The 22,025-nt window shown below is 58.8% G+C and carries 23 protein-coding genes; 14 read left to right on the forward strand and 9 right to left on the reverse strand.

Annotation, left to right across the window (positions count from 1 at the left end; translation table 11 throughout):
- The first annotated feature begins 19 nt into the window (after positions 1–19).
- The 7 genes from QRN20_RS08080 to QRN20_RS08110 all read left to right on the forward strand — a co-directional run bounded on the left by QRN20_RS08080 (position 20) and on the right by QRN20_RS08110 (position 5,869).
- Positions 20–319, forward strand: a complete 300-nt coding sequence (locus QRN20_RS08080; protein ID WP_025994586.1) for a protealysin inhibitor emfourin — start codon at positions 20–22, stop codon at positions 317–319.
- Between the two features lie 243 nt (positions 320–562).
- Positions 563–1,192: a paraquat-inducible protein A gene (locus QRN20_RS08085; RefSeq protein WP_058431656.1), complete on the forward strand. Its 630-nt coding sequence runs from the start codon at positions 563–565 to the stop codon at positions 1,190–1,192.
- Positions 1,189–1,803, forward strand: coding sequence for a paraquat-inducible protein A (locus tag QRN20_RS08090; RefSeq protein WP_004882059.1), 615 nt, complete (start codon positions 1,189–1,191; stop codon positions 1,801–1,803). Before QRN20_RS08085 ends, QRN20_RS08090 begins: the two co-directional genes overlap by 4 nt.
- Positions 1,796–3,472, forward strand: a complete 1,677-nt coding sequence (locus tag QRN20_RS08095; protein ID WP_029243427.1) for a PqiB family protein — start codon at positions 1,796–1,798, stop codon at positions 3,470–3,472. Before QRN20_RS08090 ends, QRN20_RS08095 begins: the two co-directional genes overlap by 8 nt.
- Positions 3,469–4,092: a PqiC family protein gene (locus tag QRN20_RS08100; RefSeq protein WP_058431655.1), complete on the forward strand. Its 624-nt coding sequence runs from the start codon at positions 3,469–3,471 to the stop codon at positions 4,090–4,092. The genes QRN20_RS08095 and QRN20_RS08100 overlap by 4 nt, the downstream gene beginning before the upstream one ends.
- A 286-nt stretch (positions 4,093–4,378) precedes the next feature.
- Positions 4,379–4,828, forward strand: coding sequence for a helix-turn-helix domain-containing protein (locus QRN20_RS08105; protein ID WP_285360098.1), 450 nt, complete (start codon positions 4,379–4,381; stop codon positions 4,826–4,828).
- Between the two features lie 228 nt (positions 4,829–5,056).
- Positions 5,057–5,869: a class I SAM-dependent methyltransferase gene (locus tag QRN20_RS08110; RefSeq protein WP_122407228.1), complete on the forward strand. Its 813-nt coding sequence runs from the start codon at positions 5,057–5,059 to the stop codon at positions 5,867–5,869.
- On the opposite strand, the gene QRN20_RS08115 is transcribed toward QRN20_RS08110, so the two are convergent.
- Positions 5,856–6,767 carry a LysR family transcriptional regulator gene (locus QRN20_RS08115; RefSeq protein ID WP_122434373.1) on the reverse strand — a complete coding sequence of 304 codons (912 nt, stop codon included), beginning with the start codon at positions 6,765–6,767 and terminating at the stop codon, positions 5,856–5,858. The two genes, QRN20_RS08110 and QRN20_RS08115, sit on opposite strands and share 14 nt — an antisense overlap.
- A gap of 84 nt (positions 6,768–6,851) precedes the next feature.
- On the reverse strand, positions 6,852–7,388 hold the full coding sequence (locus QRN20_RS08120) for a 2,4'-dihydroxyacetophenone dioxygenase family protein (protein WP_122418004.1): 537 nt from the start codon (positions 7,386–7,388) through the stop codon (positions 6,852–6,854).
- A gap of 272 nt (positions 7,389–7,660) precedes the next feature.
- Here QRN20_RS08120 and QRN20_RS08125 point away from each other — a divergent pair, with 272 nt between their 5' ends.
- Together QRN20_RS08125 and QRN20_RS08130 are read left to right on the forward strand one after the other, a co-directional pair.
- Positions 7,661–8,107: an Rrf2 family transcriptional regulator gene (locus QRN20_RS08125; RefSeq protein WP_004882045.1), complete on the forward strand. Its 447-nt coding sequence runs from the start codon at positions 7,661–7,663 to the stop codon at positions 8,105–8,107.
- Between the two features lie 186 nt (positions 8,108–8,293).
- Positions 8,294–8,944 carry an NADPH-dependent F420 reductase gene (locus QRN20_RS08130; RefSeq protein ID WP_122490653.1) on the forward strand — a complete coding sequence of 217 codons (651 nt, stop codon included), beginning with the start codon at positions 8,294–8,296 and terminating at the stop codon, positions 8,942–8,944.
- A 12-nt stretch (positions 8,945–8,956) separates the two neighbouring features.
- Here the strand turns inward: QRN20_RS08130 and QRN20_RS08135 are convergent, their stop codons facing one another.
- Positions 8,957–9,877, reverse strand: coding sequence for a LysR family transcriptional regulator (locus QRN20_RS08135; protein ID WP_154972149.1), 921 nt, complete (start codon positions 9,875–9,877; stop codon positions 8,957–8,959).
- Between the two features lie 121 nt (positions 9,878–9,998).
- Between QRN20_RS08135 and QRN20_RS08140 the strand changes: the two genes are divergently transcribed.
- A complete protein-coding gene (locus tag QRN20_RS08140; protein ID WP_285360108.1) occupies positions 9,999–10,856 on the forward strand; it encodes a pirin family protein in 858 nt (285 codons plus the stop codon).
- Positions 10,857–10,877: 21 nt separating this feature from the next.
- On the opposite strand, the gene QRN20_RS08145 is transcribed toward QRN20_RS08140, so the two are convergent.
- A complete protein-coding gene (locus QRN20_RS08145) occupies positions 10,878–11,741 on the reverse strand; it encodes an aldo/keto reductase family oxidoreductase (protein WP_122575505.1) in 864 nt (287 codons plus the stop codon).
- 99 nt (positions 11,742–11,840) lie between these two features.
- Between QRN20_RS08145 and QRN20_RS08150 the strand changes: the two genes are divergently transcribed.
- The 3 genes from QRN20_RS08150 (at position 11,841) to QRN20_RS08160 (ending at position 14,870) form a co-directional block, all read left to right on the forward strand.
- Positions 11,841–12,773 (forward strand): LysR family transcriptional regulator, encoded by a 933-nt coding sequence (locus QRN20_RS08150; protein WP_122575504.1) that lies wholly within the window; start codon positions 11,841–11,843, stop codon positions 12,771–12,773.
- 7 nt (positions 12,774–12,780) lie between these two features.
- Positions 12,781–13,299, forward strand: coding sequence for a GNAT family N-acetyltransferase (locus QRN20_RS08155; RefSeq protein WP_122575503.1), 519 nt, complete (start codon positions 12,781–12,783; stop codon positions 13,297–13,299).
- Positions 13,300–13,448: 149 nt separating this feature from the next.
- Entirely contained in the window at positions 13,449–14,870 is a 1,422-nt protein-coding gene (locus QRN20_RS08160; protein WP_029243438.1) for a sugar porter family MFS transporter, read from the forward strand.
- An 89-nt stretch (positions 14,871–14,959) separates the two neighbouring features.
- Here QRN20_RS08160 and QRN20_RS08165 read toward each other — a convergent pair whose 3' ends face one another.
- The 5 genes from QRN20_RS08165 to QRN20_RS08185 form a co-directional block, all read right to left on the reverse strand.
- Positions 14,960–15,994, reverse strand: coding sequence for a GlxA family transcriptional regulator (locus QRN20_RS08165; protein ID WP_088235091.1), 1,035 nt, complete (start codon positions 15,992–15,994; stop codon positions 14,960–14,962).
- A 30-nt stretch (positions 15,995–16,024) separates the two neighbouring features.
- On the reverse strand, positions 16,025–17,380 hold the full coding sequence (locus QRN20_RS08170; protein ID WP_122509707.1) for an MmgE/PrpD family protein: 1,356 nt from the start codon (positions 17,378–17,380) through the stop codon (positions 16,025–16,027).
- Between the two features lie 71 nt (positions 17,381–17,451).
- The gene (gene proX / locus QRN20_RS08175) at positions 17,452–18,474 is read right to left on the reverse strand and encodes a glycine betaine/L-proline ABC transporter substrate-binding protein ProX (protein WP_285360112.1); all 1,023 of its coding nucleotides are present in this window, start codon (positions 18,472–18,474) and stop codon (positions 17,452–17,454) included.
- Positions 18,475–18,551: 77 nt separating this feature from the next.
- Positions 18,552–19,571, reverse strand: coding sequence for a glycine betaine/L-proline ABC transporter permease ProW (gene proW, locus QRN20_RS08180; RefSeq protein WP_269457933.1), 1,020 nt, complete (start codon positions 19,569–19,571; stop codon positions 18,552–18,554).
- Positions 19,568–20,605, reverse strand: a complete 1,038-nt coding sequence (locus QRN20_RS08185) for a quaternary amine ABC transporter ATP-binding protein (protein ID WP_285360114.1) — start codon at positions 20,603–20,605, stop codon at positions 19,568–19,570. The genes proW and QRN20_RS08185 overlap by 4 nt, the downstream gene beginning before the upstream one ends.
- 435 nt (positions 20,606–21,040) lie before the next feature.
- On the opposite strand from QRN20_RS08185, the gene QRN20_RS08190 reads away from it, so the two are divergent.
- On the forward strand, positions 21,041–22,024 hold the full coding sequence (locus QRN20_RS08190) for a LysR family transcriptional regulator (RefSeq protein ID WP_162864087.1): 984 nt from the start codon (positions 21,041–21,043) through the stop codon (positions 22,022–22,024).
- Position 22,025 lies beyond the last annotated feature (1 nt).

Consider the following 22,025-nt stretch of genomic DNA (forward strand, 5'->3'; position numbering starts at 1 on the left):
ACATTGAAGAGGTGTAGCGATGAAGGTGTGTCTGGTCCAATCGGGCGGTTTTGCCGGCGCGATAAAACGGTGTGAGGTGGACACCTCCACCCTCGAACAACCCGAGGCCGAACAGCTTGAACGGCTGGTGAGTGACAGCGGACTGAACAAGTCGGGCGAAGCCTTCAATGAAGACGGACGCGACCTGAATCAGTACGAAATCACCATCGAGGACGATACCCGAGCCATCTGCATGACCTTCGACGAGCACAACGTCCCTCAGGCTGCGCGGCAGCTGTTGGGCTATCTCAAACAACGCGCCAGACCAGGCAAGCCTTGACGGTGGCACGTCAGCACTGCCCTGTTCAGAAGCATGGACAGTGCTGACAACGGTGCCATTGGCTACATGGGGCAATCCATAGATAATGGCCCGATGACATGAACCACCGCCAGCCTCCGCGGTCAATCATGCAGCCCTGCAGGGTTGTGACGGGACGCACAGAAAAAAACACTGCACAGCCAATAAAGAGGTATCTTTCCGAACCTCCGATCTTCCACCCAGAACTCTGCATCAACGGCGTCGATGAGCACTGTGCATTCCACGAGACACCCACCGGATCTGATCATCTGCGAACACTGCGATTCGCTGTATGAAGCTCAGCCACTTAAACCCGGCGATGCCGCGTTCTGCCTGCGTTGCCGCGCAGTGCTCGGCCGGGGACGGCGCATGAGCATCGAGCAACTGCTGGCCCTGACCATCGCTGCGGCGATCTTCTTCGTCTTCGCCAACATCTTTCCGGTAATCAGCATCAGCATGAAAGGCCTGACCAACGAGGTCACGCTCTGGCAGTCGGTCGAGGCGCTGGCTCAGGGAAGGATCACGATCATCGCCCTGGTTGCAGGCGTCGCGATCATCTTCGCTCCGCTGTTGCAGATCGCCCTGCTGTTCTGGGTGCTGCTGCATGCCAACAGGGGCGTCATCGCGCCGGGCTTCAAGACCTGCATGCGCGCGCTGGAACAGCTGCGCCCCTGGAGCATGCTGGAAGTCTGCATGCTGGGCATTCTGGTTGCGATCATCAAGCTGGCAGGCATGCTCGATGTGCACCCCGGCGTAGGGCTCTGGGCCATGGCGATGCTGATGGTGCTGATCCTGCTGATCGCCAACAAGGGCATTCGTGACCTGTGGGACGAACTGGGAGTCAAGGCTGAATGAACGGCATCCCTTTCGCCCATGAACACAAACTGTGCCTGTGCCACACCTGCGGTTACGCCTGCCAGGAAGACGCCAGCCGCTGCCCGCGCTGCGATTCGCCGGTGCACCGACGCAAGCCCAACAGTATCGTTCGCACCTGGGCCTACCTGATCGCCGCGCTGATTTTCTACATTCCGGCCAATACATTGCCGGTGATGTACACCTCACTGCTGGGCAACAGCAGCCAGAACACCATCATGAGCGGCGTCATCGAGTTCTTCGAAAGCGGCTCGTGGGACATTGCGATATTGATCTTCGTGGCCAGTGTCGTCGTGCCGTGCATCAAATTTCTGGTGCTGGGCATGCTGCTGATCACCTGCCAGCGCCGCAGCCGCTGGGCCATGCGCGAACGCGCCCGTCTTTACCGGTTCATCGAACTGATCGGCTACTGGTCGATGCTCGATGTACTGGTCGTCGCCCTGGTGGCATCCCTTGTGCAGTTTCGTGAGCTGAGCACCATCGAGCCGCGGATCGGCATTCTGTTTTTTGGTTTGGTTGTGGTGATGACGATGTTCGCCGCCATGAGTTTCGATCCCCGGCTTATCTGGGACGCAGAGGTTGAAGATGTCTGACAATACCCTCCCCCCTTCTGCTTCGATGCCCCGCCCCGAGGTCAAGCGGCGCCGCGTGCGCATTTCGCTGATCTGGCTGGTGCCTATCGTCGCAGGGCTGATCGGCCTGTCCATGGCCTTTCATGACTGGATGAACATCGGCCCGAGGATCACCGTGAGTTTTCTCACGGCGGAAGGTCTTGAAGCCAACAAGACTCAGGTCAAGTACAAGAACGTGGTCATCGGCATGGTGACCGACATCACCCTCAGCGATGACCGCACCCATGTGCTGGCCACCATCGAGCTCAATAACACTGCGCACCCGTTCACCCGCATCGACAGCCAATTCTGGGTGGTACGGCCGCGCATCGGCGCACATGGCGTATCGGGCGTCGACACCCTACTGTCCGGTGCTTTCATCGGCGCGGATGCGGGCAGCGCGCAGGACACCAAGAATGAGTTCACCGGTCTGGAAACGCCGCCTCCGGTGACGTTCGGCGAAAAAGGCAAGCGCTTCATTCTGCATACCGATGACCTTGGGTCGCTGGACATTGGCTCGCCGATCTATTTCCGCCGGATTCAGGTGGGTCAAGTAGTCGGCTATGAACTGTCCAAGGATGGCCGTGGCGTCGATATCCAGATTTTCATCAGCTCGCCCAATGACCAGTACATCACCACCGATACCCGTTTCTGGAACGCCAGCGGCGTGGACGTCACCGTGGGCGCATCGGGCCTCAAGATCAATACCCAGTCGCTGACCTCGATCATCTCCGGCGGCGTGGCATTTCGTGAACCCAACTGGAGCCCGGATTCCAAGCCGGCCGACGAAAACGCCGAATTCAAGATATTCGACGATCAGGCCACCGCGCTGGCCCCGCCAGATGGTGAGCCCCGCTACATCCGCATGCGCTTTAATCAGTCGCTGCGCGGCCTGACCGTCAACTCCCCGGTCGACTTCCTGGGCGTCAATATCGGCAAAGTGGTCTCGGTGGATCTGGACTACGACCCGGCCACCAAGACGTTCCCGGGCATCGTCGGCGCAGTGATCTATCCCAAGCGCCTCGGTGCAGCGGAATCCAAGCTTCAGGAGTTGGGCGGCAAGGGCGACGAAGATGAACAGTCGGCCAGGGTTCTGGGCGCATTCGTCGCCAACGGACTGCGTGCGCAGGTTCGCAACGGCAACCTGCTGACCGGCCAGCTGTACATCGCCATGGAGTTCGATCCGAAGGCACAGAAGGTGACGTTCAACCCCAAAGCCCGTCCGCTGGAGATACCGACCGTGCCGGGCAGCTTCGACAAACTGCAGGAACAATTGCAGGCGTTCGTCGAGAAACTCAGCAAACTGCCGATCGATCAGTTGGCCGCCAACCTCAATGGCAGCCTGAGCGAGCTTCAGAAGACCCTCAAACAGGTCAACAGCAGCATCCTGCCGCAAATGCGTGGCACCTTGCAGCAGGCGGAAAAAACCCTCGGGACCGCCAACGATTCGCTGGCCGAAGACTCGCCTGCGCGTCAGCAACTGGGCCAGGCAATGGATGAGGTGCAGCGCACTGCCCGCTCGGTTCGCGTGCTGACCGACTTCCTCAGCCGCCATCCCGAATCGCTGATCCGCGGTCGTACCGGCGATGCTGCCCCGCGTTCATTCAATGCACCCTCTTCATCCCGAGCCATTGCGGAGCCGAACCAATGACCCTGCGCCTTAAACTGGCAGCCCTGACCGCTGCGCTGGGCATCAGTGCCTGCACCTCGACCCAGACTCATTACTACACGCTCATCGCTCCGATGGCGTCGAACACCGCTGCGGCCAGCCAGGCCGCGCCGTTCCAGTTCGAAATGCTGCCGGTGATCATGCCGGTACAGGTCGACCAGCCGCCGCTGGTGGTACGTCAGGGTGATGGCAGTCTGGCGATACTCGATACCGAGCGCTGGGGCTCGCCGCTGGGCGACGAATTTCATGACGCGCTGACGCCTCAGCTTGAGCGCCGCTTCGGCAGTCGCGACATGGCAGGGCTTCCCAAGAATACCGAGCAGCCCCTCTTGTCCATCCGCACGGACGTGCGGCGCTTCGAATCGGTGCCCGGCAATTACGCGCTGATCGATGTGGTCTGGACCCTCACCCAGCGCAGCGCAGGCGCAACAGCAGGCAGCAAACGCACCAACCTGACCTGCAGCAGCGTGATCCGTGAACAGGCGGGAGCAGGCATGGAAGGCCTGATCATTGCGCACCAGAAAGCCGTTGGCCGTCTGGCGGAGAAGATTGCCGGCACCGCTGAACGTTGGGCCCAGCAGCCCACTGCACGCTGCCTCTGACTGCACAGACAATCGAGGCCTTGAACGGCCTCGATCAGTTCTTTGAAACGCTAGACTGAAGCCTGCTGAAACAGTTCAACTAAGTACAAAACGATATCATTTCGTTCAAACCCTCTATTACAATGTGCCAGAATTATCAGGCGCTTGCCTGAAGTTGCGCACGCGCTCTACGGCGTAATGGAACCGGAACGAGCTCCGGTCGTTGTCATACACGCTGGTCGGCAAACCCTAATTATTGCGGTACTGCCGAGACAATGTCGGTGGACGGTGTCTTGAGGACAGATATATGACAGGAATTGGTCCACGACTTAAACGGGAACGGCTGCGTTTGAAGCTCTCCCAGAGCGCACTCGGTGCCATCGGGGGCGTCGAAACCAACGCCCAGGGCAACTACGAAAATGGTATACGCTCTCCAAGAGCCGACTACCTGTCACGCATCTCGGATGCTGGCATTGATGTCACTTACGTTGTTACCGGGTTCAGCCTTGAACGTTCTACCCCGCAGATAGAAACCCACGGAAACACGCACTCGGAACGGCTGAATCGCGTACTTGGTCGTCTGCACGGCAGCCTGCACGAAGTGACCCAGAACCTTTATCACGTCACCCGACTGGTTGAAGCCCGCTCCGATGACGAGACTCTGGACAGATCACATCTGGAAACCATCAAGGACGATGCCGAAGCGATCACCCTTGCCGCTGTACGCCTCATCTACATGACCTCCAGAATAAAGTAGCCTCGTAGAATCCGGTTACAAAGCCGGGCCGCAACAAACGACCATTCACCCCTTCGCTTACAGGCATAGCCGACACCACCGCTATGCTTGATCACTCAGGCAAGTGCACCTCGGGCACTGACTGGGCGTCCTTGAGCCGCCCGGTCGATCTCCTCACATGCCATACCGTTGCCGATCTTCGCAGTCAGGGTGCCTGCCTCTCCAATCTGTCAGGAAAGGACACCTATCATGCACACCCCAACCGATCTGCAAGTCATCAAGGCCAGGCAGAGAGAAGCCTGGAGCTGCGGCGACTACACCGTCATCGGCACCACGCTATCCATCACCGGCGAGCTGTTGGCTGAATCCTGCGATTTGAACCACGACGAATACGTGCTCGACGTCGCTGCCGGAAACGGCAACGCGACACTTGCAGCCGCCCGGCGAGGCTGCATCGTGACATCGACCGATTACGTCGGCGCACTCCTGGAGCGAGGCCGGGAGCGGGCACGCGCCGAGCATTTCGATGTGGCGTTCCAGGAAGCCGATGCAGAAGCGCTGCCGTTCGAGGACGCAACATTCGACGCCGTGCTATCGACCTTCGGCGTGATGTTCACGCCAGATCAGGAACAGGCTGCGACAGAACTGGCGCGAGTGTGTCGACCCAACGGTCGCATCGGACTGACCTGCTGGACGCCAGAAGGCTTCGTCGGCCAGATGTCTTCAACGCTGGCCCGCCATATCCCGCCTCCCGAGGGTGCGGCAAACCCGTCGAACTGGGGCGTAAAGGGCCATATTCACCAGCTGTTCGCACGCGAGGCGGCTGAAATCCGCAGCAACCTCAGACTGTTCAACTTTCGTTACCGGTCAGCAGAACACTTCGTAGAGATATTCAGCCGCTGGTACGGCCCGGTGCACAAGGCATTCAAGGCGCTTTCCAAGGTTGAGGCAGATAATCTGAAGACTGATCTAACCGAACTGCTCACCCGGATGAACCGCTCTTGCGGAAAGTCGCTGGTCGTTCCAGCGGAGTATCTGGAGATCGTGATCACTCGCAATTGACGCGCCAGGGATGCCTGCGCCACTTGTCCTGAAAGAAATCGATGAAGGTTCGGATTCTGGGACTCAGGTGTTTTCGGTCCGAATACAACAGGTATATCGGCTCGACGACCCCTGGACTGAAAGCATCCAGCACTGTCACGAGCGTACCGGCCTTCAGGTCCTGGCTGACATGGAAGTCGGCCAGCCTGACGATGCCAGCGCCCGAGAGCGCCATGTCACGCAGCAGGTCGCCCTGGGTGAAGGATGCACGTGCGGTGACCGGGATCGAAACGCCTTCGCCATTTTGTAGAAACGACCAGGTGTTCCAGGGGCTGACAAAGCTGAAATTGAAGCAGTGGTGGTTCAGCAGATCGGTCGGGACCGTCGGGACACCGTGTCTGGCCAGATAATCCGGCGAGGCGCAGATCAACCACTGGCATTCCCCGATACGTCTGGCAATGCGCGACGAACTGGGCAGAACGCCGCTGTGAATCGCGATATCCAGGCCGTGCTCGAAGTGATCGACGAATTGCGCGCCCAACTGAATCTCGACGTCCAGCGCGGGATAGCAATCCAGAAACTCCGGAAGCCATGGCACGATCTGGTGCCTGGCGAATGAAGTCATGGTATGGATACGCAACGTACCACTGACCCGGGACGGCAATGCCTCGGCCAGCGAATCGGCCTCGTTCATGGCATCAACCACCGCCTTGGCACTGAGCAGATAAGCGGCACCTTCTTCAGTCAGGGTGAGCATTCGCGAACCGCGCTGGAAAAGCCTGACCTGAAGCCGGTTTTCCAGGCGCGAGATCAGTTTGCTGACAGCAGACGGCGTCATCTGGTGCTGGCGGGCGGCGGCCGAAAAACTGCCAGATTCGGTGGACCAGATGAACGCCAGCATCTGGGAATAATGATCCATGCACGCTCCTGCCGATTGAAAGGCTGTCTGAGTGGTTCCAAAAGACAAAACGCGCCGAAGCGCGTTCAGCCACTGCATCCGCGTCTAGCGGATGAACTGCTCGATGTAATCCGCCGGCAAGCCCAGCGAAGCATAGTGGGCCCGAGCCGCCTCAAGTTTGGTGAACACGTCCTCATAGCCTACGGCGACACCCTGAGGATCGACATAGGTGTAACCGCCCTGCACGTGAAACCAGGTGATCATCTCTTCGACGTCTTCGGGAACGAACAGGGTGTGGGTTTCGCCGGGTGGCTCATAGGCAAAGGAGCCTTCTTCAGCCACCCAGTCGTGCTCCAGATAATACCAGCGACCCTTGAGAACGATTGCGTGCACGCCCCCGCTGTGACGATGGCGCGACAACACGCCGGCCTGCCGCACGCGCAACAGATTGATGTAATAACCACCGGCAGTATTGAGCAACAGCGGCTTGAACGATACGGTCCGGGTCACCGGCACCCAGAGTTCGTCATCCTCCAGCCACTGGGTCAGTACACCTGGGTGGACCATGTCCGGCGTCATGAACGGAACTTGAGGCAGTTGATAGGGAACGGCGAGTTCATCAGGCTTGATCGGGGTATTCACGGTGCATCCTCTCTGTTGATATTCCGCAGATCACGATCAGCGTCAAACGCTGTGACCTCGGCTGACAAAAAGGTTAGAGCAGCACCTGTGCACTGAAAACAGCTGGCGGGGCACAGCTGCTATGACGTCAGTTCACAGCTGGCGGCCTGTTTCACACCTCACTCTCACTTACGGACATCGCCTCGAATAGCTCAGACGACCGCATGCGATTTTCAATTGCCGGGCATTGCCGGTAATGTGCCGATACCGAAACATACCGAAAGCACCCAGAAATGCCGACCAGCACCCGATTTGCAGTCTCTGTCCATACCCTCTCCGTGCTTGCCGTTCGCGGCGGGCGTCCTGTGCGGTCGGAGGATCTGGCGTACAGCGTCAACACCAGCGCGGTGGTTGTGCGAGGGATTCTGTCGCGCCTGACTGCAGCCGGACTGACCACTTCTCAGCTCGGCGCAGGAGGCGGCGCACTGCTTGCGAAGCCTGCCGAAAGCATCAGATTGCTCGATGTGTACAGAGCCGTGGAGGACTCGGAAATATTTTCCCTGCACCGCACGCCACCGTGTGAAAACTGCGCCGTCGGCGGCAACATTCTTGAGGCCCTGCGGCCCGCATTGACACGCGCACGTGAAGCGCTGGAATCCGAGCTGGCCGCCGTCAGCATTGCGGACATTGCCAGTGAAGTCGCAAGACTGGGCAAGTTCGAGATACCGTTCGAACTGTAAAAACAGTCGCCCGCCCGCTCCTTCTAAAAATTGAAGACAAACCCCAAAGCGCAGATAACTCAAAAATAAGTGTTGATGTGTCGGTTACACATATATACGATGAGGTCTCACTTGATCGAGCCAACGTTCGATCATCAGGGCGTCCGGATTCAACCTGAGCCCCTACTCGAAAAGACAGGAATTAGCATGACGACGATAGGCATTCTCGGTTCTGGCGCCCTGGGCTCCAACGTGGCACGCGCACTGGCCAATGCAGGCGTTTCGGCAATGATCGCGAACAGCCGCGGTCCGCAGTCGTTACAGGCGCTCACTGACGAAACCGGCCCGCTGATCAAGGCCGTCACGGCTGAAGAAGCGGCCAGTGCCGATGTCGTGCTGATCGCCCTGCGCTGGAGCGCCCTGCCTGAGGTGCTGAGCACACTGCCTGCCTGGAACAATCGCATCGTGATTGATGGCACCAACGCGGTCGAATTCCTCGATCCGCAATCCCCGGATGCAACCGACCCGAGCAACCCGCTGGCCGCCTACGGCATCAAGGCCATCGACCTTGGCGACAGGCATTCAAGTGAAGTCGTCCGTGATCTGGTGCCTGGCGCACGGCTTGTCAAAGCCCTGAATCACCTGGACGTACAAGTGCTCACACAACCGGAAATCGCGGGCGGGCAACGTGTGCAGTTCTATTCTGGCGACGACGCTGACGCCAAGGGCGTGGTACGCGGGATCCTCGAAAGCGCGGGTTACTTCCCGGTTGACCTGGGAGCGCTGGACGTCGGCGGAAGGCTGGCCACCCTGCCCTTCGGCTCGCTGGCGGCCATCAACTTTGTCAGAATCCCTTGAGACCTGCTCTGTTCATCCGCTCATCGACTGCGCAGGAAACTCGTTCATTCGCAGCTTCTCCATGACCAGCTCCATGAACGCGGAAACCGCCAGCGGCAAATGCTGGCGGCTCGGATACAAAACGTGAAGACCATGGCTGGTGCGCTGATACCGGGGCAGTATCGGCACAAGCCGACCCGCCCCAAGGTCGGACGCGATCAGAGTCGCTGGCAGTAACGCAATCCCCAAACCCGCAAGCGTCGCCCGGCGCAGTGCCTGGGCCGTGTTGGCATTGAAGCGGCTGGCCATCTGCACGGCATGCTCGGTGCCTTGCGGCCCGACCAGCCGCCAGGTCGTCAGCCCGCTGGGATGGCCAGCACTGACGCAGTTATGATCAACAAGATCCTCCAGCCCTTCGGGCATGCCATGTGCCTGAACGTAACCGGGACTGGCAACCATCCCTTCCGTACCTGCCGGAATCAATTGACGGCCGACGTAACCCGAGTCCAGCAATGGCCCGCCCCTGAACGCAATGTCCAGACGCTCGGCGATCAGATCGGAGCGTGTATCGGCGAGGACGAATTCCAGCTGCACTTTCGGGTATCGGGCAAGAAAATCGGCAACCCACTGCATCGAAAAAAAGTCGAAGAAATCAGCCATCGCGGCAACCCGCACCTTGCCGCTGGGGATTTCGCCGCTTGAAACGATTCGCTCCCCTGCATCAATCAGACCGTCCACCGCCTCTTTGCAGCGCTCGAAAAAATCCTGCCCCGTCTGCGTCACGACCAGCTTGCGGGTGGAGCGCTGCAACAGTCGCGCGCCCAGCTGTTCCTCGAGTTGCTGAACGCGGCGGCTCACCGTATTGGAAGGCACGCCAAGCTGCCTCGCGGCCTGCGCGAAGCTTCCGTTGCGTACCACTTGGACGAACAGTGCGACGTCATTGAGGTCAAGCATCTGCCGATCTATTCCTTTTAAATATGGATGGGTCCATCCCGACTATACCAACTAATCAACCAATCAATAGGCGCATATGCTTGGCTCAAGGCGATAAAGCCTCCTTCATGAGGATTCCACCATGCCACGTCATTCCGCAGCTTCCGTTGCCGTGAACACCCTTCCACGTCGGGTCATCCATCGCACCACGGGCACCCGCCAGGGACCGATCACCCGCCTGATGAGCCCTGGCGATCTGGGTCAGCACCTCAAGCCGTTCGTCTTTCTCGACCACTTCGGTTTCAAGCCCGAACCTGGCCAGAAAGGCTTTGGCATGCACCCACACTCAGGCATCGCTACCTTCACCTACATGATCGAAGGCGAGGTAGCGTATGAAGACACCACGGGGAAATCCGGCGTGCTGCCCGAAGGCGGCGTGGAATGGATGAGCGCAGGTAACGGCGTGTGGCACAACGCCAAACCCGTCAACAGCTCGCCGATGACAGGGTTTCAGCTGTGGGTTGCGCTGCCGGCTGCTCAGGAAAACGGGCCGGCCCTGAGCGTTTACCTGGACGCGTCAAAAATCCCCCAGCAAGGCCCTGCGCGCGTGCTGCTTGGCGAATACGGAACTGCCAAAAGCCCCGTTCCGGCACCCGAAGGCATGAACTACCTGGCGGTCACCCTCAAGGACGGCGAGCACTGGCGCTACACGCCCCCTGCTGGCCACACCGTGGGCTGGCTGGCCGTCAACACCGGACAACTGGACGCCAACGGTCTGATTCAGACGGGTGAACTCGCCGTGTTCGAAGAGTCGGACCGGGCGATTGATCTGGTTGCTCATGGCGATACGTCGTTCGTGCTCGGTTCAGCCATCAAGCATCCGCACGATCTGGTGATGGGCTACTACTCGGTGCACACCAGCAAGGCTGCGCTTGATCAGGGTGAGAAAGAGATCAAACGCATTGGCGCCTTGCTGCGCCAGGAAGGTCGATTGGGTTAAAGCGCCTCGCCATCACGTTAGTCAGGCAATCCTGTCCAGCTCGGCCAACAGCTCAGGGGGAATCACCAGGCTACTCGCACTGAGGTTTTCCTTGAGATGCGCCACCGAGGACGTTCCGGGAATCAGCAGAATATTGTCTGCACGTTGCATCAGCCAGGCCAGCGCCACGCACAGCGATGAAGCGCCCATTGCAGTCGCTACGCGTGACAGCGCTTCCGACTGCAATAGCGTGAAGCCTCCCAGCGGAAAGAACGGTACATAGGCAATGCCCTGCCTGCCCAATTCCGCAATCAAGGGCTCGTCGACTCGATGGGACAGGTTGTAGTGGTTCTGCACACAGACAATATCCGCGATGCCTTGAGCCTCCCGCACCTGCGTAGCTGTCACGTTGCTCAGACCCAGATGACGGATCAGCCCCTGACGCTGCAGTTCTGCAAGTGCGGTAAACGATGCTTCTATGGAACCTTCGGAAGGCGCCTGATGAGCACCCCATGCCCGAAAGTTGACCACATCCAGAACCTCCAGCCCGAGATTGCGCAGGTTGTCATGAACGGCGCGGACCAGTTCGTCAGGGCCTTGTGCCGGATTCCACGACGCATCGGCCCCGCGCACAGCGCCGACCTTGGTGACGATGACGAGGTCCTCTGCATACGGGTGCAGCGCCTCACGGATCAACTGGTTGGTGACGTGTGGGCCGTAAAAATCGGCTGTGTCGATGTGGTTGACACCGGCCGCAACGGCTTCGCGAAGGACCGCGACCGCTGCCGCCGGATCTTTTGCCGGGCCGAACACCTGCGGACCTGCCAACTGCATGGCCCCGTAACCCATTCGGTTGACCCGTAGGTCGCCCAGCAGAAAGGTGCCTGTATTGTTAGAAATGCTCATCTGATGCGTCTCGCTTGAAGGTGTGAATCGCACTATAAGCGCCGAGCACTGCTACGATAATCGGGTGCAATCTGCACGGGTTGTACGGTATGGAGAACAATGAAAACCGACATTCAGGATTTGCTCGCCTTTGTGGCGGTCGTCAACGCCAAGGGCTTTCGTGAAGCGGCGCGATTGAGCGGACAATCCGCCTCAAGCCTCAGCGACGCCATTCGCCGCCTGGAAACCCGGTTGGGCGTTCGGCTGCTCAACCGCACTACGCGCAGCGTATTGCCCACCGAAGCGGGCGCTAAACTGATGGAGCGCATCGTTCCTGCACTGGGCGAAGTCGAATCGGCTTTGGACGTGGTCAACGACTTCCGTGACCGTCCCTCGGGTTCGCTGAAACTGAACGTGCCGCTCAGCGTCGCCCGACTGGTGCTGCCGTCGATCATCACGCCCTTTCTGCAGACTTACCCCGACATCCGCCTCGAAGTCATCGTCGAAGAAAGCTTCGTCGACATACTCGCAGCCGGGTGTGATGCGGGCATTCGTTATGACGAGCGACTGGAGCAGGACATGATCGCCGTGCCCATCGGACCGCGCACTCAGCGCTTCGCCACCGCGGCTTCGCCCAAATACCTCGACGCCCGGGGCCGCCCCGAACACCCCAGGGACCTGCTCGACCACGCCTGCCTGCGAGGCAAGTTCCCCAGCGGCTCGATCCCGATCTGGGAGTACGAAAACCAGCACGAAACCATCCGCGTCGATCCGACCGGCCCGATGATTTTCGGCATCGGCGGCGGTGTGGAAATGGCCGTACAGTCCGCCATTGACGGGCTGGGCGTCATCAACCTGTTCGATGAGTGGCTCAAGCCGTACTTCGCCACGGGTGAACTCGAGCCCGTACTTGAGTCATGGTGGCCGAGCTTTCCCGGGCCGTATCTTTACTACCCCGGACGTCGATACCTGCCTTCGCCCTTGCGGGCTTTTGTGGATTTCGTGCAGTCTCATCAGACTGCAGTACACCCATCCGATGCCTCTCAACAGTGACAACACAATGACTGAACGCCATTCACGCTTGCTCTACAGGAAACCCACGCACGCTGACTTGCCAGCGCTTTTCGACATTTACGGCGATCCACAAACCCACCTGTTCAATCCGGCAGGCCCGTTGCGCCCCCTTGCTCATGCCGAAAAAGTCCTGGAGCGCTGGCTTGAGCATTGGTCCCTGCGGGGTTATGGCTGGTGGGCCGTTACTACTGAGTATTCGCCAGATCAGGTGATTGGGTTCGGCGGCATCGCACACCACGACTATCTGGGCGAGATGCGCGTCAATCTGGGTTATCGCTTCGCGGTTAGCGCATGGGGCAAAGGATTCGCTACGCAACTGGGTAAAGCGGGACTGGTCCACGCCTTCGAAACGCTGCAGTTGCCTGATGTCTACGGGCTGGTACGGCCTGATCATGCGGCTTCTATCAAGGTACTTGAGAAAATTGGCATGCAGCGCATTGGCATCCAGGATGACGTGCCGGGCCAAGCCCCAAGCCTGGTGTTCAAGGCAAGCGCCGACGCCTGAAAAGACAATCATGACCCTGTTGTCCACACCTAAAATCTTAACAAGCTGAATCGATTTTTCTTTCTTACGGAACTCACACCGCCGACACCGCCCTAAGCCTCACATCTGTACTGGCACGACGCTGGTCCCACGTGAAGGACTTTATATTCATGTCTTCAAGCATCACCTCGACAGCGGCAGGCCAGCCGGGTCGAAAGCAGGCTTCACCCGGCCGATTGATCTTCATTTCAGTACTCGTTGCAACCATGGGCGCACTCGCATTCGGCTATGACACCGGCATCATCGCCGGTGCATTGCCGTTCATGACGTTGCCCATGGACCAGGGCGGACTGGGGCTCAACGCCTATAGCGAAGGTCTGGTCACCGCCTCACTCATCGTTGGTGCCGCTTTCGGCTCGCTCGCCAGCGGTTATATCTCGGACCGTTATGGACGTCGCGTGACACTGCGTCTGTTGTCGATCCTGTTCATTTTCGGTGCCTTGGGCACGGCAATGGCCCCGTCGATTCCATTCATGATCGCCGCACGCTTTGTGCTCGGCATCGCGGTGGGCGGCGGCTCGGCGACTGTACCGGTGTTCATCGCCGAGATCGCTGGCCCGTCACGTCGCGCCCGGCTGGTCAGCCGTAATGAACTGATGATCGTCAGCGGTCAGTTGCTGGCCTACGTGCTGAGCGCCTTCATGGCAGCAGTGCTGCATACGCCGGGCATCTGGCGCTACATGCTGGCCATCGCGATGATTCCGGGCGTGCTGTTGCTGGTCGGCACCTTCTTCGTACCGCCCTCGCCACGCTGGCTGGCGTCCAAGGGCCGCTTTGACGACGCGCAGGATGTGCTGGAACAGTTGCGCGACACCAAGGAAGACGCCCAGCGCGAAGTCGATGAGATGAAGGCTCAGGACAAACAGGCTCGCAACCGCCCCGCAGTGAAGGACCTGTTGCGTCAGAGCTGGGTCATCAAACTGCTGCTGATCGGCGTTGGCCTGGGCTTCACGGCCCAGTTCACCGGCGTCAACGCGTTCATGTACTACACGCCGATCATTCTCAAGACCACTGGCATGGGCACCAACGCTGCGCTGACCGCCACCATCGGCAATGGCGTGGTTTCGGTGATTGCAACGCTACTGGGCATCTGGGCGATTGGCCGTTACGGTCGTCGGCATTTGCTGATGACCGGCCTGGTCATCGTGATCCTGATGCAGGCCGCGCTCGGCTGTGTGTTGCAGTTCATGCCGCAGAACCTGACCCAGAGCTATGCCGCCCTCGCCTGCATTCTGGTGTTTCTGCTGTTCATGCAGATGTGCATCTCGCCGGTCTACTGGCTGCTCATGTCGGAACTGTTCCCGATGCAGGTCAGAGGTCTGCTGACAGGCGTTGCCGTGTCGATGCAATGGCTGTTCAACGCGTCGGTGGCGTTCGCCTTCCCCATCGCGGTCGATGTCATCGGCAATCCGACCTTCTTCGTGTTTGCAGCGATCAACATTGGCTCGCTGATCTTCGTCTTCCTCTGCCTGCCCGAAACCAAGGGCAAGTCGCTTGAGCAGATCGAAAAGCATTTGAAGAAAGAGCTGTGATTTTCCGCAGATGACTGCAGGGCATCAGCGCAGAAAGGTCTGCGCAGATGCCCTGCACGATCCCGGACGGGTGCTGCAACTTCCCGAGGCTACTTGCGCAGCTGATACGTGGCCCGATAACTGCCAGGTGCTGCCTCGAAGAAATCACGAAAGCGCTTTTGAAAATGCGGCAGGCTGACAAACCCGGTGGCCATGGCAATGTCGGTGATGGAACGATTGGTCTGCAGCACCAACTGCCGGGCTCGTGTCAGCCTCAGCTCGAGGTAGTAACGACCGGGCGCTGCACCGATGAAGCGATAGAAACGCCGCTCCAGCTGACGCTTCGACACGCCCGCGCACGCGGCAAGATCATCCAGACTCAGTGGCTCCTCAATGTTGTTCTGCATCAATTCCAGCGCCACCTTCAAGGCCTGGGGCAGGGTCGGATCGGAGTCGACAGAGACCGCGCAGACACCACGGGCGTTCTCATGCTCGTCACACCCCAGAATCTCTTCCACTGCACGGGTCAGCGCGCTGCCCTGGGTGGTGCGCATGTACGCCAGCATCATCCGCAGCGAGCTGCTGGCGCCCGCACAGGTCAGACGATCACGATCAATCACATGGCTTCGGTCGCAGATACGGACGCCGGGATAGGCTTCGGTCATGATCGCCCGTCCATCCGGATGAAACGCACATTGGTAACCGTTCATGACCTGAGCCTCAGCCAGGAACCACGCGCCGTTCCACAGCCCGCCGATGCACGCCCCCATGGAGGCTGCGGCCTGAAGCTTGCGCCTCAGGCAAGCGTTGGTTTTCAACTCGACTCGCAGGCCGCCGACCACAATCAGCAGATCGAAACGGTCACGTAAACGCTCCACGTCCAGATCGGTAGGAATCGTGATGCCAAGATCGCTTCGCGCCACCCCGCCGTCCATTCCTGCCCTGACAATGTCGAACGTCGGACGGCTGCTCATCAGGTTTGCCGTCACCAATGCATCCATGGCTCCGGTGAAAGCCATCATGGAAAAATGATCCATGAGAATGAAGGCAACGCGTACCGCCGTTTTCGGGGTCGACTCATTTTTACCGAACGACGAATAGCGCAGATTCTGATCCTTCAGAACACTTTCAAACACGTAGGCCATGGCATTCAACCCTCCGAAATGCTGCTGAACTCAGGTTGAGCCGGGTTGTGTGACAGGTGACAGGAGAAGGTTCAGGAGCCCTTCGCAGTCCTGCTTGTCCACCAGGCTCGCCACGGCCTGCTCCAGCAACCGGCTGCGCGAAAGTCCCAGGCCAGGCTCCGAGAATGCGCGGAATTTATCAATGAATTCCTGGGCCGACATCGGGTTGGCCGGGTCGCCCTTCGCAGGCGTTGTCGGACTGCGCAGGACGGTGCCGTCCTTGAGCAGCACCGTGACCCGCGACAGGATCTCGTGGGGGAAGCGTTGCGACAGGTCGTCCGCCTCGCAGATGGTTATTTTCTGGCTGATACTCAGAATATCGGCGGCATGAATCGAAGCGCCGGTGACTTCGTCTGCACCGACTTGACCACGCGCGACCAGTGCCGCCACCGGGAATGCCAGCGCGTACTGTGCTTCATCGGCATTGTTCGGGCGATGTCCCTGCAATCTCACCGATTCATGAAACGTCTGAATCTCGATGGACTCGATGTTGTGCGGTGCAATCTGCGCGTGAACACTCATCAGCTGAGTCATTGCAGTCAGAGCAGGCTGCGCCCAGCGGCACACTGGCCACGGTTTGAAATATTGCTCATCGATCTCCCACGTCTCACCCAACCCTTCCCAGAAACCGGCAACAGACGCCGACTCGACCGTTGCCGCTGGCGCACCGGTCACGCCCGCCTGAGCCATCAGCAGCGCATTTATTCCAGCGTGCGCGCCAGCGCCGTGTGCGTCTCTGAGCATCGAAGGATGATCGACCAGCCGCATCATCGGGCATCTGGGCCCGAAGTACTCGGCGATCCCGAGCGCGTGATTGAACGTGTTTTCATCCAGTTTCAACAGCCGGGCGCCTGCACAGACGACGCCTACGCCGGAGAACGCACCCGATGCATGATATTCCGGTGCAGTCGCCATCAGCGCCCGACCGGCCCGTAGCGCAGTTTCATAACCCAGCGTCAGCAGGCACAGTAGCTCCTCGCCACTGATCGTCCTGCCTCGCTCGCAATACGCATCCACCAACGCGATGATGGCGGGAATGACTGTCGCACCGGCATGGCCCTTGGACGTGAAATGCCCTTCGTGCGCATCCAGACTGTCGACGCTGAAACCACCTGCCCAGGCAGCGCCCAGAGGATGCACCGAACGGCCGTCGAACCACAGACGGCTGGCCAGCGAAACGGCAGGATAATGCGCTGCGGCATATTCCTTGAGCACTCTGCTGGTCTGATTGTCGCGAGCGGCAGCAGCGACACCGATGATATCCAGCAGACAGGTTTCAATCAGCCGCCGCGTGCCAGCAGGTGCATCGTTCAGCGTGAACTGCTGGACGAATGAATTCAGGGACATGGTGACGTCCTCTATGAACAGGCGATAAAAAAGGCCGCCCGCAAAGGGCAGCCCATGAGTCGTCTCAACACTTATTTGGCGGCAGCGCGGGCGTCTGCCAGCCAGCCATCGTAGGCTGCACGGTGCGCTGCAATCCATTCAGCAGCGTGACGCCTGATATCAGCGGCGGACTTTTCGCCGTTGTGCATTTTCAGATTCTGAGCACTCTCATCGTCCGTGGTGATCTGCATTTCAGACAGGAACTTCACTGCCGCCGGGTTCTTTTCGGCGAAGTCCTTATTCAATACCGCGCGAATCGTATCCACTGCGAAGCCAAGGTTTTTACCTTTGTACTGCGTGTTGACATCGTTCTTCCCGCCAGGCAGGTCAGTGCGCGGCACCGACAGCCAGACCACATCCCGTCCCTCGATCAACACATTGGAAATCCATTGAGGAACCCAGGTGAAGTAAAGAATCGGCTTGCCCTCGTTGAAGCGGGCAATAGTGTCGGCCATCAGCGCGAAGTAAGAGCCACGATTGTCAGTGACGGTTTTTTCAAGGTCATAGGCTTTCATATGGTGCTCGACGACGACCTCGCAGCCCCAGCCTGGGTTGCAGCCGGTCATGTCGGCCTTGCCGTCGCCATTGCTGTCGAACAATTTGGCGATTTCAGGCTTCTTCAGGTCTTCGACGGAGGTGATGTGGTGCTGGTCCGCTGTTTTCTTGTCGATCATGTAGCCTTGCAGCACGCCCGGCATGATGGTGCCGACCTTTACCAGTGTGTCATCCCCTCCCGCTTTGGCGTAGAACGAGGCGTGCAGTTGCTCCCAGGCATGCACGGTAAAATCCGCATCGCCGTAAGACAGGGCGAGCATCATGGCCGGGTAGTCGGCTTCCTTGGGCGGCTTGACGTCATAACCCAGTTCCTTCAGACCGGCCATAGCGATTTCACCACGAAAACGCTCTTCGGAAATGGTCGGAAAAATAGGCGTGACCGACACCCCTTTCCCCGTTTGCTGACTTGCAGCACTGGCGAAGATCGGTGTAATCGCAATCGCCAGAGCTGCTACGCAATGAACCACTCTGGATTTGATACCGGGGCTTATGGAATTCATCAGTCATCTACCTTGCTGGATTGTGTGAGGGCAGGTATGCAGCGAATCAAACTGTTCCAACGTCCTTTGCCTGGCACTTAATGCTCTTTTAATGGCTCGGAAGGTTGTTTTGCGTCGGACGTCTTTCTGTGCCTGAACAGCAGGCCGACAGGACCTGTGTGGTACCAGCGTTCACCTTTCCTGATCGCATTGTTGCTGCGCTCCCCCATCGCCTGAGTCAGGCGATCCAGGAAGATGGCCAACAGCACCAGACCAACACCGCCCACGGTCGCCAGCCCCATGTCGAGGCGGCCGATGCCGCGAAGAACCATCAGGCCAAGACCGCCGACGGAGATCATTGAAGCGATCACCACCATGGACAGCGAGAGCATCAAGGCCTGATTCAAACCGGCCATGATGGTCGGCGCGGCCAGTGGCAGCTGGATCTTGACCAGCATCTGTCGCCGCGTGCAGCCAAATGCACGTGCCGCCTCGATCTTGTCTTCCGGCACCTGGCGAATCCCCAGGTTGGTGAGGCGGACCAGCGGGGCGACGGAAAAGATGATGGTGACCAGAACGCCCGGTACGTTACCGATCCCGAACAACATGACCACCGGCACCAGATAGACGAATGCCGGCAGCGTCTGCATGGCGTCCAGTACCGGACGCAGGATGCGTTCAAGCCGGTCACTGCGGGCGCACAGTACGCCGAGCGGAACGCCGACGATCACGCAGAACACCAATGAAGTGAGCACCAGTGACAGCGTGGTCATGGCATCACTCCACACGCCGATCAGTCCCAGTAGCGTAAGCGTCACGAAGCACAGCGCGCCGACGCGCTTCCCGCCTACCTGCCATCCCAGCAGCGTGGCCACAATGATGAAAATCGTGGGTGGAATGGACAGCAGGCCGTACTGAATGCCATTGAGGATCTGATCGACCGGCCAGCGAATCGAGCGGAACACTTCCCGAAAGTTATGCACCAGATAGTTGAGAATCAACTCGACCCATTGGCCAAGCGGAATGGTGAATGTTTGAAACGGATCGAGAAAACTGAAATCGGACATGGAAGTTACCTGATGGGCTGAGCCTTTGAATCGCTCAGTCGACGTTGTCAGTGACGGCTCATGGTCTGCAGCAGCAGACTTTTGGAAATGGTGCCCTTGAACAGGCCATCTCCATCCAGAACGGCCACCGGGTGCTCGGCGCTGGCCACGATGTGCAGAATGTCCTGCAGCGCGGCATCCGCCTGCAGCGTAGGCCTGCTCGAGTCAGCGTTGTAGGGATGCTCCGGGCTCAGTGTCGCCACGTCCCCTGCACGGAGAATCTTGGAGGCGTCAAAGCCTTTGAAGAATGCCCTGACATAGTCGTTGACTGGATTGCACAGCAGTTCCTGAGGCGTCCCGATCTGCACGATGCGCCCACCTTCCATGATCGCGATTCGATGACCGATGCGGATGGCTTCTTCGATATCGTGGGAGATGAAAATGATGGTGCGATGCTGCTCGGCCTGCAGGCGTATGAGTTCCCCCTGCATTTCGTGGCGGATGAGCGGGTCAAGTGCCGAAAACGCCTCGTCCATCAGCAGAATGGCAGGATCGTTGGCAAGCGCCCGCGCCAGGCCGACCCGCTGCTGCATCCCGCCCGACAACTGATGCGGATAACTGTATTCGCGGCCTTTCAAGCCGACTTGCCGAAGCGCTTCACGGGCACGTTCATGCCGCTCGCCTTCCGCAACGCCAGACACTTCCAGGCCGAAAGCGGCGTTGTCGATGACATTCATGTGCGGCATCAATGCGAACGACTGAAACACCATGCTCATGTCCTTGCGACGCACGTTCAACAGTGCTTCATCGGACAGACCGGTGATTTCCTTGCCGTTCAGGTGGATGGTGCCGCTGGTGGGTTCGATCAGTCTGTTGAACAGACGAACCATGGTGGACTTCCCGGAACCGGACAGGCCCATGATGACGAAAATCTCACCGCGTTTGACCGAAAAACTTGCGTCGAATACACCGACGACCTGACCGGTCCTGTTAAAGATTTCGTTTTTATCTGCGCCGCGTTTCAGCATATCCATTGCGACGTTCGGCTGTGGGCCAAAGACTTTGTAGATGTTGTTGACCGAGAGTATTTCGTCACCAAGACTCATAGTCCCTTCCTTTCTGCGAGCATTGTGAGAGACAGGAAAATAGCCGGGCTATATCCAGCCAGAATGAACATCTGGTATCGCGGCAGACAAACGTGATGAAGGGAAAAAACAGAGCATTGGGCGGACCTCTTATTATTATGTGCTGGCGGTCGGCTTTTCCTGGTTGAAAGCCGTGATGACAAAGTTATTACCTTGGTCCGGGTTCGTCTAACAACATTTCGTCCAGTCAATCAATAACGTCAGGTTATCGAGCAGCCCGGCTGCCTTTCGTCGTCATTACACAGCGTCAGAGGACGGCCAAAGCAGTTCATGTCTGTTTGAAGGCCAGCCCATCGGCTATTCTGCGCCATGCATGGACCTGCACAGACACTGATGAGAGGCCTGATAGGCGGTTCGACACTCGTACGTTTTCGGCAAGACTGGATACCCCACGTTATGGTTAAGCACATCGATCCTGATAACACCCTGCTGAAAATGCCGTCGCTGAAAGCCGTGAAATCCTTCGTGGCTGCAGCCAAATATCAAAGTTTTACCCGTGCCGCCGAAGCCCTGTGCGTTACTCAGGCTGCCATCAGCCGCCAGATCAGAGAGCTCGAAACTTACCTGGGCGTCGAGTTGTTTCGGCGTGTCGGGCGAGCGGTCGAACTGACCGAAGCTGGCTCGGCGTTCTTCGATGCTGCGCAGTTGTCCTTCGTGAATATCTCTCAGGCCGCCAGACGCGTCGGCGCGCATCGGTCCGGCAAATCGGAGCTGACGCTGTGTTGCTCGCCCGCATTCGCATCCCTTTGGCTTTCACCCAAGCTGCCCGCGTTCTTCAGCGAGCATCAGGACATCAACCTGAATATCATCAGCACGCAAAACTTCCTGTCGATGGAGCCCGGCGTCACTCCGGATATCTTCATCACCAAGTTTTCCAGTTTTCAGGGTGGCTATCGAAGCTATCCGCTGTTTCATGACGTGATTTATCCGGTCTGCACCCCACAGTACCGTGATCAGCACCCTGAGCTTTCCACTCTGGAAGGCTTGAGAGACAGCGCGCTGCTCAACCTGAGCCCCTATGGGAGGTCACAAGTGGCCGAACATATCGACTGGGGCGTATGGCTCGCCTTTCATGACACCGATATCGAGAAGCGCCCCAATGACCGGCCTCACGTGTTCAGCGCCAATGATTACAATGTCGTCCTCAATATGACGCTGGCCCATCAGGGGGTCGCGCTGGGCTGGAGCCATCTGGTCGCCGAATCGATCCAGAGCGGCGCGCTGGTTCGTCCGATCAATAATGAAGTGGTGCACAAGGACTCTCAGCATTACCTCGCTTTCAAGGAAGATAGAGCCAGCGACCCGGCCTGCTGCAAGCTGCGCGACTGGGTGCTCGCCTACTTCCAGACGCCGCGAGCCAACGCCCAAGGTGGCGCGTGAC

Origin of the sequence: Pseudomonas sp. fls2-241-TYG-175 (assembly GCF_030209155.1) — a bacterium.
GTDB classification, from domain to species: Bacteria; Pseudomonadota; Gammaproteobacteria; order Pseudomonadales; family Pseudomonadaceae; genus Aquipseudomonas; species Aquipseudomonas viridiflava.